Raw genomic sequence first — 14,108 nt, 5'->3', positions numbered from 1 at the left:
TCTGCGCAACGCCCGCCTTCCATCGGGACCGATGCATTGGAGCTCGGCGTGCGCGTTGCGCTGCATGGTGCCGCGTCACGCAACGATCGACGCAATCGGCGATCGAACCGGCAACGTGCTTTTCCCCACGCACCACTGGCCTGCGTGCACTCCACGGCACGCGCACGTCATCGCCTGCGCACGTGTCACAGAAAATTCATCGAAAAACGGTGCCCGACTTGGCTCCTCGCGCCTCGTAGAGGGGGTAGTCGCCGCTTCGATCCGCGTGGATCGATGCGGTGCCCCCTCTCCCTCTGCCTGGAAGTGATGATGCGCCGCTGCCTGTTCCTGTCCGTTGCCCTCGCCCTGCATGCCGGCGCTGCCGGTGCCCAGACGCCACCCGTCGCAGTCGACGCCATTCCCGCGCAACCGCTGTCACGCGCGCTCAATACGCTGTCGCGCCAGACCGGCCTGCAATTCGTCTATGCGGCCAGCGTCGGCGGCACGCTGCAAAGCCGCGGCACCGCTGCCGGCGCCGCACCCGAACAGGCCTTGCAGCAACTGTTGCAGGGCACCGGATTGCGCTATCGCTATCTGACCCCGACCACGGTGACCATCGAACCGGCCGAAACGGTGAGCGATGCGCCCGCTGCCACGCCGCCTGCCGCCGCTACCACCACCGCCACCCCAGCCGCCGCCGGTGCGCCGGTGCGCGAACTGGATAGCATCCAGGTGCTGGGCAGCTATGCCGGTAGCCTCAGCGCCGCGCTGCGCGAGAAACGCTATGCCGACAGCGTGGTCGACGTGATCGCCGCCGAAGACATCGGCAAGCTGCCGGCGCAGAACGTGGCCGAAGCCTTGCAGCGCGTGCCGGGCGTGTCGATCGTGCGCGACCGCGGCGAAGGCGTGTATGTGCGCGTGCGCGGCCTGGGTCCGAATTTTCAGGTGACCACGCTCAACGGCCAGACCATGGCGGTCAACGAGAACGTGCGCACCTCCGGCCAGACCGGCCGCCAGTTTCGCTACGACACCTTGCCGGCAGAACTGGTCTCCGGCCTGGATGTGATCAAGAGCCCCACCGCCGATCTGGACGAAGGTGCCATCGGCGGCATCGTCAACGTGCGCACCTTCCGCCCGCTGGAATTGGGCAAGACCTTGCTCAACACCTCGCTGGAGTCCAGCCAGGCGCAACGCACGCATGCCAACGACCCGCGCGTGTCCGGCCTGTTCAACTGGGTCAATGCCGATGGCACCTTCGGCATGCTGGTGTCCGGCGCCTACGCACAGCGCAGCCTGCGCCAGGACCGCGTCAACGAAGTGAGTTGGGATTATTACCCCAACGGCGTGCCTGGTGCGCCGGGTGCGTCCTACCTGCCCACCGGGCTGCGCCCGACGCTGGAATTGGAAGAGCGCGAGCGCACCGGCGTGGCCGCTTCGCTGCAATGGCGCCCCAGCGCGGCCTGGGAAACCAACCTGGACCTGCTGTATGCCAAGCAGACGGTGCACTACGACGAATACAGCCTGGGCGTGGGCTTCGACGGCGTGTCCAAGATGAGCAACCTGAGCGTGGACCACGGCGGGGTGACCGGCTTCGACTATCGCAATGGCCAGGTGCAGGTCTCGCGCGAAACCTCCGGCATCACCGACGACAACCGCAGCGCACGCCTGTCCAGCACCTGGAATGGCGATCTGTGGACGCTCGGTGCAGTGGCATTCCACTCGCAAGCACACAGCTACGACTCCGACCCGATCCGCCGCACGCGCCTGCGCAGCGCCAGCAACCTGTCGATGCGGGTGGAGATGCCGCAGGCCGACGACGACAACGTGCCGAACTGGAGCTTCACCAACGGCTTCGATCCGACCAACCCGGCCAGCGTCAGCGGGCGCAGGCTGGAATGGCGCGAGATCGACGCGCGCGACAAGGAAGACGCGCTGCAGCTGGACGCCAAGCGCACGCTCGGCGATGGCTGGCTGCGCGACATCAAGTTCGGCGCCAAGTACCGCCAGCGCTCGCGCACCTACGATCGCGCCGACCTGCTGTTCAACCGCATCGCCGGCGTGCAGTTTCCGGCCAGCTATTTCACCGCACTGCCGGTGAGCGACATGCTGGTCGATGGCAAGGGCACGCTGCCGCGGCATTGGCTGGCGCCGATCGAAGCGCCGTTCTGGGGCAACTGGCCGACCGCCGCCGATCTGAGCGACACGCCCAACAGCGCCGACCTGCAGAACTCCTACGAGGTGCGCGAGAAGATCGGCTCGGCGTATGCGATGACCGACTTCGGCGGCAACCTGGCCGGACGCGAGCTGCGCGGCAACCTGGGCGTACGGCTGGTGCGCACCGAGCAGACCACCGACGGTCACGCCGACCTCGACGGCGCTGCCCAGCCGGTGCATTTCGAGCGCAGCTATACCAACGCGTTGCCGTCGTTCAATGCGGCCTGGGACGTGCGCGAGGACATGGTGCTGCGGACCTCGGCGGCCAAGGTGATCACCCGCCCGGATCTCACCGACCTGTCGTCCAAGCTCACCTTCAACTCCAGTGGCGAAGTGCTGACCGCCAGCGGCGGCAACCCGGCGCTGCGGCCGTTCGAGGCGTGGCAGTACGACCTGACCTTCGAGTGGTACATCGACGGCACCTCGGCGCTGACCGGTGGCGTGTTCTACAAGGACATCTCCAGCTTCATCCAGACCCAGCTGTCGTACCTGGACTATCAGGGCCAGACCTATCTGCTCTCGTCCAAGACCAACGGCAGCCAGGCCAGCGTCAAAGGCGTGGAACTGGCCTACCAGCAGGTGTTCACCGGCCTGCCGGCGCCGCTGGACGGCCTGGGCATGCAGCTCAACTACACCTTCACCGACAGCGAGGCGACCTACCGCGATGGCGACCGCCGCTTCACCGACAGCCTGGAAGGCGTAGCCAAGAACACCTACAACGCCGTGCTGTTCTACGAGAAGGGCCCGCTGATGGCGCGCGCCAGCTACAGCTGGAGCGACAACATCGTCAACGCGGTCGGTACCGCCAACGTCGCCACGCTCAACAGCGATGCCTTCGGCAGCCTGGACGCCAATGTCGCCTGGAAGGTCAACGACACCCTGTCGGTGTTCGTCAACGCCATCAACCTCACCGGCCAGGTGCAGCGGCAATACGTCGGCGACCACCTGTTCGGCGGCTATACCGACTACGGCCGCACCTGGTCGCTGGGTCTGCGCGCGCGTTTCTAAGCGCGCCTGCATGCCTTACGTGGCGGTCGCCGCGTTCGCGCGCGGCCGCCAGCGCCCTGCGCCGATGGTTTCGTCCCACCGCTTCATTCGCACTGGATCTGCCGATGCTTCTGCGTTTTTGCCGACGCGCTGCCGCCCTTCTCGGGCTCGCGCTCGTACCGCTCTGCCCCGCCCACGCCACCGACGCGGCGCCCGACACGCTGGAAAAGGTGCTGATTCTCAAGCGCCATGGCGTGCGTGCGGCGATGTCCAGCCCCGAACAGCTCGGCCGCTATTCGCTGCACCCATGGCCGCGCTTCGCCGTGCCGGCCGGTCACCTCACCGCCAACGGCGCGCAGCTGGAGCGCCTGTTCGGCGATTACTACCGCGCGCGCTACACCGCCCTGGGCCTGTTGACCGGCGATGGCTGCGGCCAGGCCTATTACTGGGCCAACCGCACCCAACGCACCATCGCCTCGGCCGAGGCGCTGGCCAGCACGTTGACGCCTGGCTGCGCCAACCCGGTGCACAGCGTGGCCGCCGGCCGTTCCGATGTGTTGTTCGATGGCACCGCCGCGCTGCGTCAGCCCGACGCGCGTGCGCGCATGCAGGCGGCCATCGCCGGCCGCATCGGCGGTGACGCCCGCGCCTGGAACGCCGCACAGGCCGATGCAATCGACACGCTCGAACACCTGCTGCTGCAATGCGCCCAACGCCCCTGCCCGCCGCAGGCTGCGCCCGGCAAGCTGCGCCTGACCACGGTACCGGCCGGGCTGGACGATGCCGGCCCGTCGATTCCCGGTATCGATGGTCCGGCTGCCGCCGCTTCAGGCATCACCGAAAGCCTGCTGATGGGCTGGGCCGATGGGCAGGACTTCGCTGCACTCGGCTGGCAAGGCCTGGACGAAGCCACGCTGCTGCGCGTGTTCGCCCCGCACCAGGCCGAATTCGCCCTACGTCTGCGCACGCCCACCGTCGCCCGCCTGGCCAGCACGCCGCTGGCCGCACGCCTGCTGGCGACGCTGCAGCAAGGTAGCGATGCAGCCTCTTCTGCCGACGCCATCGGCGGCGATGCGCGTCTGGTGGTGGTGTCCGGCCACGACGGCACGCTGACCCTGCTGGCTGGCATGTTCGATCTGCATTGGCAGTTGCCAGGCTACCAGGCGGACCAGACGGTGCCCGGCGGCGCGCTAGTGTTCGAGCGCTGGCGACGTGCGGACGGCCAGCGCGTCATCCGCCTGCGCTACACCGCGCAGAGCCTGACGCAGCTGCGCGAACGACAGCCATTGACGCTACAGGCACCGCCGCCGAGCGCGGCCATCTTCATTCCCGGCTGCAGCACCGCCACGCCGGCCTACGACTGCCCACTGCCGCAGTTCGCCCACCTCGTCCAGGCCGCCCTCGATCCGCTCGCCATGGACCACTGATCCCCTACGCGGCGCGCTGGGCCCAACGCGTCGCGTCCATTCGCTGTTCCCCAACCGCACGAGGTCACCATGCTCCAGCATCTTCGTTCTCTGCTCAGTGTCGGAATCGGCTTGACCCTGGCCTGCGCCGGCGTCGCCCACGCGCAATCCAGCGTCGGCGTCCTCGACGTGCTCACCTACAACGTCGCTGGCCTGCCCGAAGGCATCTCCAGCAGCAATCCCGCCACCAACACGCCGCTGCTCGCACCCAAGCTGGCGCCGTACGCGCTGGTCAACGTGCAGGAGGACTTCAACTATCACGCCGCGCTCTATGCCGGCGACAACCACCCTTACCGCACCCCCACCAGCGGTGGCGCCGCCATCGGCGATGGCCTCAACACGCTGAGCAACTACCCCTTCAACGACCTCACCCGGGTGAAGTGGGACAAGTGCAACGGCACCGACTGCCTGACGCCGAAGGGCTTCAGCTACATGCAGCTGCGGTTGGACAACGGCGTGCTGCTGGACGTCTACAACGCCCATCCCAATGCCGGTGACGCAAGCGCCGATCTGGCCGCCCGCCGCGCCAACATCAGCCAGCTGTCGCAGTTCATCACCACCTGGTCGGCCGGCAACGCCGTGCTGGTGATGATGGATTCCAACACTCGCTACACCCGCAGCGAAGACAACATCCGCGAGCTCATCGCCAGCAACAACCTGATTGATCCGTGGGTGGAACTGATCAAGGGCAACGCCCCGGCCGCCGGCGCGGCGCCGCTGCTGTGCGGCACCCCGCCGACCAATCCCTGCGAGGTCGTCGACAAGATCCTGTACCGCGCCGCGCCGCAGCTGACCCTGGCCGCCAACCGCTACCAGCTCGATCCAGGCAACTTCTACGACAGCGCCGGCAAGCCGCTGTCGGACCACTATCCGCTGTATGCGCAATTCGGTTGGGCGGTGGGCACCGACGTGCGCACCAGCGACAGTTTCGGCGGACCGCATGGCGTACCGTTCAACGACGTGGCCGGCGGCGCCCACCAACGCCAACTGCGCAGCGTCACCCTGCGCGGTGACGCGCGTCTGGATGCGGTGGCCGCCAGCCTGGACAACGGCGTCACCCTGGCCCACGGCGGCAGCGGCGGAACCGCCACCACCCTGGCCTTGGCGACCGGCGAACAACTGACCTCGGCGACCCTCACGGTGGGCCAGTACAACGGCCGCACCCGGCTGTTCTCGCTGAGCCTGACCACCAACCAGGGCCGCAGCATCGCCGCCGGCACCCCGACCAGCGAGCGCTACACCCTTACCGCCCCCGCCGGCTGGCATATCGCCGGCTTCACCGGCCGCGCCGGCGATGCCATCGACAAGCTTGGGGTGATTTACCGGAAGAATTGACAGAGCGCTTGCACTCTTGCGGACACAGCGGACAGCACGGCATGCAAGACGCCGTGCTGTCCTTGCCGCGTCGGACAGGCCGCGTCTACCAAGAGGCTGTGCTCGTGATGGTCGCCGGGATCTAAGCGCTGCACCGGGTGCCGGATCGCCGCATGGCAAGCCCGCATCGGCCACCCCGGCCAGGACACGAGGATGACCCGGTGATCGCTTGCTCAGGCCTTCGCGTACAGCCCAGCTGCTTGGCTCAGATCAACGCGATCCTCAGCCAAAAGGTGCCGACTCGGCCGCGCTGGCCGCCAGTTGCTTCATCCAACCGATGTCCATCCATCACGCCGAGCGCCCCTTGCTCAGAGGCGCCTGCAGGCTGAGACGACACCAGAGGCCCCACCGCGACGGGGGCACGCTCATTTCGGCAACAGCCCACTTGCTTGGTAACTTTCGATCAACGCATCGAAGAGCTTGATGTCGGATCGACCGCGAGCCATCAGCTGCGCGCCGCCGATTGCGGCAAAGATGGCGCGAGCGCGCTTCTTGGCGTCCTTGGCACCCACAACCTCTGCCGCAACCAGCATCTTGGAAAGCCATGCGATGTTCACATCGGCAAAGGCTTGAACCTCGTCTTTCACTATGTCCGGAAGGTCGTCGTACTCGGCAGCCATGAAGCTGCACAGGCAGATGCGATTTCCGTTTTCCAGCGAGCGACGGAAGGTCTCCGGATAGCGGCGCAACGCCTTCATCGGCTCTTTCGTTTCCGCTGACAAGGCGTCCAATGTGGCGGCCGAATCTTCCCAATAGCGTTTGGCGACGGCGGCGGCGAGGTCCGCCTTGCTCGGGAAGTGGTGATAGAGGCTGGCCGCCTTGATGCCCACATCCTCCGCAAGGCTGCGCACGTTCAAACCGCTGTAGCCGTGCGCCTGCGCGATCCTGGTCGCCGCCATCAGGATCTTGTCGCTGGAATTCGTACTTTCCTGCTTCTTCACACGTCCGCCTTCGACAGGTGTTGACAGCGCGCAGTATAGCGCGCATCGTGTTACCTAACAAACGTTAGGTAGTTGATGCCGAGCCGCGTTTGCCATCCAACTTTCCTTTGAGAGGCGACCCATGCGCAGCGAACTTTTTTATCAAGATGCCACCCAGCTGGCAGAACTGATCCGCACCAAGGAGATCTCCCCGGGCGAGGTCGTGCAGGCGCACCTGGACCGCATTGAGGCGGTGAATCCCCAGATCAATGCCATCGTCAATCTGGCCGATAGCGCGCTCAGCGCAGCCAAGGCAGCCGAGGCCGCGGTGCTTGCAGGCGATGCGCTCGGCCCGCTGCATGGCGTGCCCTTTACGGTGAAGGACTCCATCGACACCGTCGGCGTGCTCACCCAGCGCGGGTCGCCGATTTTCAAGGGGCGCCGTCCAGACACCGATGCAACCAGCGTGGCACGCATGAAGAAAGCAGGCGGCATCCTGCTGGCGAAGACCAACCTGCCGGAGTTCTCGTACTGGATCGAAAGCGACAACCTGCTCACCGGCCCGACCAGCAATCCGTGGGATGTCAGCCGTACCTCGGGTGGATCGAGTGGCGGTGAATCGGCGGCCATCGCCGCGGGCATGTCGCCGATCGGTCTCGGCACCGATCTGGCCATCTCGGTGCGTGGCCCGGCAGCGCAGACCGGCATTACCTCGATCAAGGCGACTCACGGCCGCATTCCGATGACCGGCATTTGGCCGCGTGCGCCTCGCCGCTTCTGGCATGTCGGGCCGATGGCCCGCTCGGTCCGCGACATCGCGCTCGCCTTCGCACAGCTTGCCGGTCCCGATGGCAAGGACGCCTTTTCCAGTAGTGCCGTGCCGTTCGACGCCGGCATCGGCCGCCAACCCTACCGACCGCTGCGGGTGGGCTGGATGATCGGCCCCGGCTACGGCCCGGTCGACCCGGAAGTGCAAGCGACCGTGCGCGCGGCGGCCGATGCGCTGAAGGACATCGGCATCTTCGTCGAAGAGGTGCGCATCCCGGCACTGGAACGCGATTTCGCACTCGATGTCTTCAACAAGTTGCACGTCATGGAGATGAAGCCGGCGTTTGCCGAGGCAGTTGCGGGCCATGAAGATCTGATGTTCAAGATGTCCAAGACGATGCTGTCGATCGCCGACACCTCGCTCACCGACTACATCGCCGCAGAGCAGGCGGCCGAGCGCATCCGCGACGGCTATGCCGACTACTTCAGCCGCTACGACGCCCTCATCACCCACGTCCTACCCATCCCCGCCCACAAGCACGGCGTCGCGGAATTCACCATCGACGGCCAGACCGTGGACGCCACCTATCTTCAGGGCGCAACGGTGCCGCTCAACGTCGCCGGCCTGCCTGGCGTAGCGATGCGATTCGGCACCAGCAAGGAAGGCCTGCCCATCAACGTACAGATCGTCGGCAAGTGGCAGGCCGAATCCACCATCCTGCATGTCGCCGCGCTGCTGGAAAGCGTCAGCCCGGTCCGCAACCTGCACCCGTCGCTGTGAGTGCAACAGCGCTCGGGAGCCGGCAACTCCCGAGCGCCATTCCATCGATTCCCAGAAAGACGACGCGGTCAGAGTTCATCCTGCTGTAAATCATTGACCCTGGTGTTTGCAGATCACGCTGACTATTTTCCTGCGTCGGCATCCATCGCGCGGTCGCCTGCGGTAACGCGGCTTTAATCACTTGGAAACGCAATGACGGCCAGCGTTCTAGCGTCATCTCGGTTACGCACAAACGCCCATCGGCATGCCGCCGCACCCAGGGGGCTGCTTACGCTTATCAACGCAAGCCATCTCCCATTCAACGCTGGGCCGCCTCGCAGAGCTTGCGATTGAACCAGGTGGACCTGGCAATGGGCAGGTACGCATCCCAGTCGCTGGGCGGCAGCATCGTGCTGTTCTTGTCCAGCTCCGCCTGGAATGAGGCCTCATCGCGGCTGCGACCGGCCATGGTCTCGTCCAACGCCGCCAGGCACTCTTTCGGGCGATTCAGGCGCAGCAGGGTGAGCGCGCGGTCGTTGGCGAAACGGTCGCGATCGAGCCAGTTCAGGAACTCGCCGCACTCGCTCGCGAACGCCTGCATACCGGCGAGCGCTTCGGTATAGCGCTTGCCGCGATAGTCGCGCAGATACGCTTCACGTCGTCGGCTGCTAGCGGCGGAGGTGCAGCCGGCCGGCAATTGCAGATAGTCGCCTTCGAAGCTGGCGCGCATGCCGCAGTAATCGCGGCAGCTGTCCTGCGTCAGTGCGGCAATGCTGAAGCCACCTGCCACCGGCTTGAACGACAGCCTGCATGGCGCGTCGCTGGCATCGCTCACTTCTGCTTTTTCGCCCTGCAGCGTGCCCTCCAGCGAACACGTGTGGCCGTTGGCGCCCACCGCGAGAATCTCGAAGTGGCGCGCCCCACCCTTGTCGCTGACCTGCAGGCTGCCCCAACCTTGCTTGGTGCCGTATTCGCCGGGCGTTGGACCGGCCGCCATCGCGCCGAACGCCGCCAGCCACACCAGTATCCCGCACCATCCATATCGCCGTGCCATTGCTTCGTCCTGTTCGACCAAGCAGCAAGTGTGCGGCATCGCGGCTGCGCCAGGCCAGTCAGGTGTAGACCATCAACCCCAGCAGATCCAGCACGCCATGCGCCAGGATCGCCGGCCACAGTCGCCCGCGTCGGGCCATCCACCACCCCAGGATCAGCCCGAGCATCAAGATGCTGATGGCGCCAATCGGACCCTGATACAGGTGATACCGTAAGCTCCCCAGCCTGACAGACACCGCATAAGTGGATATTTCTGGCATCGTTACCTCAGCCAGGAGGTTCTATGCGCACCTCAAAGTTCACCGAGACGCAGATCGTCGCGACGCTCAAGCAGGCCGACGCCGGCGTGCCGGTCAAGGACGTCTGTCGCCAGGTTGGTATCAGCACAGCGACGTACTACCAGTGGAAGAGTAAGTACGGAGGCCTGGAGGCTTCGGAGCTGCGGCGGGTCAAGGAGCTTGAGTCGGAGAACGCCAAGCTCAAGCGGATGTACGCCGAGTTGGCGCTCGACAATGCGGCCATGAAGGATCTCATCGCAAAAAAACTCTAGGGCCGGCGCGCAAGCGCGAGGCCGTGCGGTACCTGATCGAGGTACACGCGCGGCCGCTGCGTCGGTCCTGTGCATGCGTCGGGCTTGCACGTGCGGCGTGGTATGCGCCACCGCTCGACTGGACAGTACGCGATGCCGAGTTGATCGCGGCGATCGCACGTGTCGTCGAAGACCGCCCCAGTCGCGGCTTTTGGAAATGCAGCGACGTACTGCGCAGGACGCGACCTGACTGGAACCCGAAGCGAATCTATCGCGTGTACAAGGCCATGCGGCTCAACCTGCGCCGCGCTGCGAAGCGGCGGCTTCCCAAGCGCGAGCGTGTCGCGCTGTATGTCCCAAGGTTGCCTGATACCGTCTGGTCGGTCGACTTCATGAGCGACGCTCTGGCGTGCGGCCGACGCTTCCGCACCTTCAACGTGGTCGACGACTTCAACCGCGAGGTGCTCCACATCGAGGTGGATACGTCGATCAACTCGCATCGTCTGGTGCGCGTGTTCGAGCAGATCAAGCACGATCATGGCCTGCCGCAGGTCGTGCGTTCCGACAACGGACCAGAGTTTCTGGGCGACGCATTTACCAGCTGGCTGAAGGTCAATGGCGTGGCGATCCAGTACATCCAGCCCGGCAAGCCGAACCAGAACGCCTTCATCGAACGTTTCAACCGCACCTTCCGGGAAGAAGTGCTCGACCAGCACCTCTTCACCCGCCTCGACGATATCCGCGAAGCTACCCATTGGTGGATGATCGATTACAACGAACAGCGGCCCCATGACGCGCTCGGCGGCCTAACGCCGACCGAGTACCGCAACCAACACGCCAGAAGGTCTACTTTTGGACTGTCTGCTTGACGGGGGAGCTTACGATACGAGGTGCGGATCGCCACGCTCACATTCACCGCGACCGCCCGCCCATGCCGCGGCTCCAGGGCGCGGATGACGTAACCGCACACGAACACTTCCTCGAAGATCGGATTGATCAGCGAGATCGCCAGCACAGCCGTGATCGATAGCCGCCCGGCAACCATCGCATCGAATGGATCCGTGTTGATCCCCGAGCTCCAGTTCAACAGCGTCAGTGGATAGGTGACCAACAGGCACACCGCCAGCAAGCCGAGCCCCGCCGCCAAATCGCGCCGCTGCCACTGCAGCCCCAATGACTGCGGCCTCCATCCGCGGAACCACAACACTGGCAACAAAATCGCCAGAATGAGCAGTTCGTAGAACACCATGCCCCACAGGCTCGCGTCGGAGAAGACCGGCTCGACGGCATCGCGCGCCACTGCCGAAATGCTGGACCAGATCGAAAGCCCGAACGCAATCGTCACCACGAGCAATAACTCGCCCCATCCCGCAGACGCTCCTTCACGTTCTTGCATCGATCGTCCTTGGCATGCATTGATTGCAGAGACTCAACTTGAAACGCACTGTCTAGCGACAGGCCTGCACGACTGCTCGCTCGACAGCCTGCATGAAATCCGGATCGCCACGCATCGTAGTGTCGGCGCGTGCGCTGTCGCGCACATGGGTGGCGCGCGTACACGCCTCTGGGCTCGGCTGGCGCTCGTAACTGATCAGGTGTAAGCCCAGGTTTGATTCCTGGTTATTGCCGGACGCTGCTTGCGTACCCGCCTGCGCAGCTGTGGCTGTCGCCGTCGGGGCCGGCGCGGCTTGCTTGTTCCAACGCTTCTGCTCGGCGCCGTCGGCGCACGGCGTGGACTGGTAAACGGTTCCCAGCTTCGCATCGCTGCACTTGTAGGCCGACTGCGCCGCTGCCGGCAATGCCAGCATGCACATCACTATCGCAAGACTTCTTTTCATTATCCCCCTCCTAGACGGCATAGCTTACCGATAGTAGGAGGCGAAGCGTTGTCTCTTGGAGCACGCGTTCTGTTCTTTGGTGACGAAGATGGGTAAAGCGCGCTTGGCGGCTTGTTAACGGCAGGCTTGGACCGCCACAAAACCGACACATTGCCGATAGCAGCGTCAAGCGGACGCACAGTGCTCGCTCACCAATGTCGCATGCACCCTTTGTTGTGCCTGAGACAGGTCCAGACGGCGGCGGAAACGCAAAAAACTGCAGTTTCCGCCGACACGCAAACACTGCGGCCGTCGAGGCATCTTTTTTTTGGGGGCATTGAGCGGCTCGTCGGTATTGCAAGTCGCTGTGTCGAACGATAAGTCAATCTGACGCCGTTATCCCGAAGATTTCCCGTAGCTTGCACGATCCTGTACTGGCGATTTCCGGAGATGTCATCTTCGCCGCGCTCGTACATATCCTGGTTAAACGCTCCTCGCCGGATCTGGTGAATGCGGAGTGCATCCCCTGGATAGACCTCGCCCCTCCAGACGCTTCCCATACAAGGAGATCAGTTTGCCTCCATAGCAGACCGGCACTTGGTTGCGCACGCGCCATTCCGTCTTGCCAAAGACATGGCTTACCGGCTTGGCCCAGCAGATGCTTCCACCGACCAGCAGCAGCCTGCCGAACAGGCGCGATGTCGCGGCGATACCTCGGAGCGCTTCATCGCGCTCGTTCTTGCTGTACCAGCGCAACCCCGCCCCTGCCGGATGCGCGTGCATAAACAGGAACTCTGAAGCCATGAATACCATGAACGTCGGCGATGTTCGCCGCAGCACCAACGTCACCTGTTTGTGCAGGCGAGTCAATCTTGCATGCACCGTCTCATTCGCCGAGCGCGTGGCGCCTTCTGACCAGACCGCGACCACCAGACTCATCTCTATACCCCTAAGGAAACTCTGAACAATCCATCGTGATCTGCCACAATCGATCAACGACCCGAGTAGACGATTTCGATGCAGCTGACCTTCGGCGACGCGGAGTACAACGGCAAGCGCAAGCGGACGCGGCGTGAGGTGTTCTTGGCCGAGATGGACCAGGTCGTGCCGTGGAAGGACCTGCTGGCGCTGATCGAGCCGCACTACCCGAAGTCGGGGCAGCCGGGGCGACAGCCGTATCGGCTGGAGACCATGCTGCGCATCCACTTTTTGCAGCAGTGGTATGCACTGAGCGATCCATCGGCGGAAGAAGCGCTGTACGACACGGTGTCGATGCGCCGTTTCGCCAAGATCGGCGGGCTGGATGAGGTGCCGGACGAGACGACGATTCTCAACTTCCGCCATCTGTTGGAGCAGCACGATTTGGCGCGCAAGCTGTTCAATCGGGTCAACGCGCACCTGTCGCGCAAGGGGCAGAGCTTGCGCGGCGGGACGATCGTGGACGCCACGATCATCGCTGCGCCCAGCTCGACCAAGAACAAGGATGGCGAGCGCGATCCGGAGATGCACCAAACCAAGAAGGGCAACCAGTACTACTTCGGGATGAAGGCGCACATCGGGGTGGACGATGACTCCGGGCTGGTGCACCACGTGGAGTGCACGGCGGCCAACGTGGCCGATATCACACAAGCGCACAAGCTGCTGCACGGCAAGGAGGACACGCTGTGCGCGGACAGCGGCTACACCGGGCTTGAGAAACGCGAGGAGATGAAGCGCAAGCGCAAACTGCGCTACCTGATCGCGGAGAAGCCCTCGAAGCTGAAGCAGATTAAGAACAAGCGCGAACTGAAGTTGGCCAAGCGCTGGGAGCACACAAAAGCCAGCCTGCGTGCAAAGGTGGAACACCCGTTTCGGGTGATCAAGCGCCAGTTTGGCTACGTCAAGGTGCGCTATCGCGGTTTGGCGAAGAACACCGCACAGATGCTGATGCTGTTTGCGCTGTCGAATCTGTGGCTGAAGCGCAAAGAGTTCATTACCGCCGCGGGGTAGGTGCGCCCGTAATCGGGACGATACCCCGAAAAAGCGCCAAAAACGGCGAAAAACCGAGGATCTGAGCGCGGTCACCGCGACCGATATGGCTTACCACATCCTCCGATCGCGTTGTTCAGACCTTCCCTAAAGCTAACGGATAACGCATTAGTAAAATGAATATATATTCACCGCGATCCGCAACGCCGAACTTCGCCATTCCAACTGCTTACTGCGACCTACGAATGTAAGGTTTTAACGGCCGCAATGGTG

At 64.3% G+C, this 14,108-nt stretch carries 12 protein-coding genes; 6 read left to right on the top strand and 6 right to left on the bottom strand.

Going from position 1 to position 14,108, the window contains the following annotated elements; all coding sequences use genetic code 11:
• The first annotated feature begins 306 nt into the window (after nucleotides 1–306).
• From ACCQ03_RS20475 to ACCQ03_RS20465, 3 genes are all read left to right on the top strand, one after another.
• Nucleotides 307–3,201, top strand: a complete 2,895-nt coding sequence (locus tag ACCQ03_RS20475; RefSeq protein ID WP_209227840.1) for a TonB-dependent receptor — start codon at nucleotides 307–309, stop codon at nucleotides 3,199–3,201.
• 104 nt (nucleotides 3,202–3,305) lie between these two features.
• Nucleotides 3,306–4,607: a histidine-type phosphatase gene (locus ACCQ03_RS20470; protein ID WP_209227816.1), complete on the top strand. Its 1,302-nt coding sequence runs from the start codon at nucleotides 3,306–3,308 to the stop codon at nucleotides 4,605–4,607.
• Nucleotides 4,608–4,676: 69 nt separating this feature from the next.
• Entirely contained in the window at nucleotides 4,677–5,981 is a 1,305-nt protein-coding gene (locus ACCQ03_RS20465; RefSeq protein WP_209227814.1) for a jacalin-like lectin, read from the top strand.
• 404 nt (nucleotides 5,982–6,385) lie between these two features.
• Here the strand turns inward: ACCQ03_RS20465 and ACCQ03_RS20460 are convergent, their stop codons facing one another.
• Nucleotides 6,386–6,961, bottom strand: coding sequence for a TetR/AcrR family transcriptional regulator (locus ACCQ03_RS20460; protein ID WP_209227812.1), 576 nt, complete (start codon nucleotides 6,959–6,961; stop codon nucleotides 6,386–6,388).
• A 121-nt stretch (nucleotides 6,962–7,082) separates the two neighbouring features.
• On the opposite strand from ACCQ03_RS20460, the gene ACCQ03_RS20455 reads away from it, so the two are divergent.
• Complete coding sequence (locus ACCQ03_RS20455; RefSeq protein ID WP_209227810.1) at nucleotides 7,083–8,489, top strand: amidase; 1,407 nt, start codon at nucleotides 7,083–7,085, stop codon at nucleotides 8,487–8,489.
• A gap of 298 nt (nucleotides 8,490–8,787) precedes the next feature.
• On the opposite strand, the gene ACCQ03_RS20450 is transcribed toward ACCQ03_RS20455, so the two are convergent.
• Together ACCQ03_RS20450 and ACCQ03_RS20445 are read right to left on the bottom strand one after the other, a co-directional pair.
• Nucleotides 8,788–9,522: a hypothetical protein gene (locus tag ACCQ03_RS20450; RefSeq protein WP_057678470.1), complete on the bottom strand. Its 735-nt coding sequence runs from the start codon at nucleotides 9,520–9,522 to the stop codon at nucleotides 8,788–8,790.
• A 58-nt stretch (nucleotides 9,523–9,580) separates the two neighbouring features.
• Complete coding sequence (locus tag ACCQ03_RS20445) at nucleotides 9,581–9,688, bottom strand: CPBP family glutamic-type intramembrane protease (RefSeq protein ID WP_240476547.1); 108 nt, start codon at nucleotides 9,686–9,688, stop codon at nucleotides 9,581–9,583.
• 116 nt (nucleotides 9,689–9,804) lie between these two features.
• On the opposite strand from ACCQ03_RS20445, the gene ACCQ03_RS20440 reads away from it, so the two are divergent.
• A protein-coding gene (locus tag ACCQ03_RS20440) for an IS3 family transposase (RefSeq protein WP_170922305.1) occupies nucleotides 9,805–10,919 on the top strand; the annotation gives its coding sequence in 2 pieces (ribosomal slippage) (nucleotides 9,805–10,057 and nucleotides 10,057–10,919; 1,116 coding nt in all).
• Here ACCQ03_RS20440 and ACCQ03_RS20435 read toward each other — a convergent pair.
• The 3 genes from ACCQ03_RS20435 to ACCQ03_RS20425 form a co-directional block, all read right to left on the bottom strand.
• Entirely contained in the window at nucleotides 10,820–11,446 is a 627-nt protein-coding gene (locus ACCQ03_RS20435) for a CPBP family intramembrane metalloprotease (protein WP_237377060.1), read from the bottom strand. The genes ACCQ03_RS20440 and ACCQ03_RS20435 overlap by 100 nt on opposite strands.
• 52 nt (nucleotides 11,447–11,498) lie before the next feature.
• A complete protein-coding gene (locus tag ACCQ03_RS20430) occupies nucleotides 11,499–11,888 on the bottom strand; it encodes a DUF4124 domain-containing protein (protein ID WP_057678523.1) in 390 nt (129 codons plus the stop codon).
• A gap of 462 nt (nucleotides 11,889–12,350) precedes the next feature.
• Complete coding sequence (locus ACCQ03_RS20425; protein ID WP_209227971.1) at nucleotides 12,351–12,806, bottom strand: hypothetical protein; 456 nt, start codon at nucleotides 12,804–12,806, stop codon at nucleotides 12,351–12,353.
• Between the two features lie 78 nt (nucleotides 12,807–12,884).
• On the opposite strand from ACCQ03_RS20425, the gene ACCQ03_RS20420 reads away from it, so the two are divergent.
• Nucleotides 12,885–13,856, top strand: coding sequence for an IS5 family transposase (locus ACCQ03_RS20420; RefSeq protein WP_150147813.1), 972 nt, complete (start codon nucleotides 12,885–12,887; stop codon nucleotides 13,854–13,856).
• Nucleotides 13,857–14,108: the final 252 nt, after the last annotated feature.

Origin of the sequence: Xanthomonas sp. NCPPB 3569 (genome assembly GCF_041475645.2) — a bacterium.
Lineage (GTDB): Bacteria > Pseudomonadota > Gammaproteobacteria > Xanthomonadales > Xanthomonadaceae > Xanthomonas > Xanthomonas phaseoli.
The sequence above is the reverse complement of the archived record's forward strand: the minus strand, read 5'-3'. Positions and strand labels throughout refer to the sequence as shown.

Excerpts from the sequence above, each read along its gene's own strand:
- ACCQ03_RS20465 (WP_209227814.1), top strand. The coding sequence starts at position 4,677 with ATGCTCCAGCATCTTCGTTCTCTGCTCAGTGTCGGAATCGGCTTGACC.
- ACCQ03_RS20450 (WP_057678470.1), bottom strand. The coding sequence starts at position 9,522 with ATGGCACGGCGATATGGATGGTGCGGGATACTGGTGTGGCTGGCGGCG.
- ACCQ03_RS20445 (WP_240476547.1), bottom strand. The coding sequence starts at position 9,688 with ATGCTCGGGCTGATCCTGGGGTGGTGGATGGCCCGACGCGGGCGACTG.
- ACCQ03_RS20425 (WP_209227971.1), bottom strand. The coding sequence starts at position 12,806 with ATGAGTCTGGTGGTCGCGGTCTGGTCAGAAGGCGCCACGCGCTCGGCG.
- ACCQ03_RS20470 (WP_209227816.1), top strand. The coding sequence starts at position 3,306 with ATGCTTCTGCGTTTTTGCCGACGCGCTGCCGCCCTTCTCGGGCTCGCG.
- ACCQ03_RS20420 (WP_150147813.1), top strand. The coding sequence starts at position 12,885 with ATGCAGCTGACCTTCGGCGACGCGGAGTACAACGGCAAGCGCAAGCGG.
- ACCQ03_RS20435 (WP_237377060.1), bottom strand. The coding sequence starts at position 11,446 with ATGCAAGAACGTGAAGGAGCGTCTGCGGGATGGGGCGAGTTATTGCTC.
- ACCQ03_RS20455 (WP_209227810.1), top strand. The coding sequence starts at position 7,083 with ATGCGCAGCGAACTTTTTTATCAAGATGCCACCCAGCTGGCAGAACTG.
- ACCQ03_RS20430 (WP_057678523.1), bottom strand. The coding sequence starts at position 11,888 with ATGAAAAGAAGTCTTGCGATAGTGATGTGCATGCTGGCATTGCCGGCA.
- ACCQ03_RS20475 (WP_209227840.1), top strand. The coding sequence starts at position 307 with ATGATGCGCCGCTGCCTGTTCCTGTCCGTTGCCCTCGCCCTGCATGCC.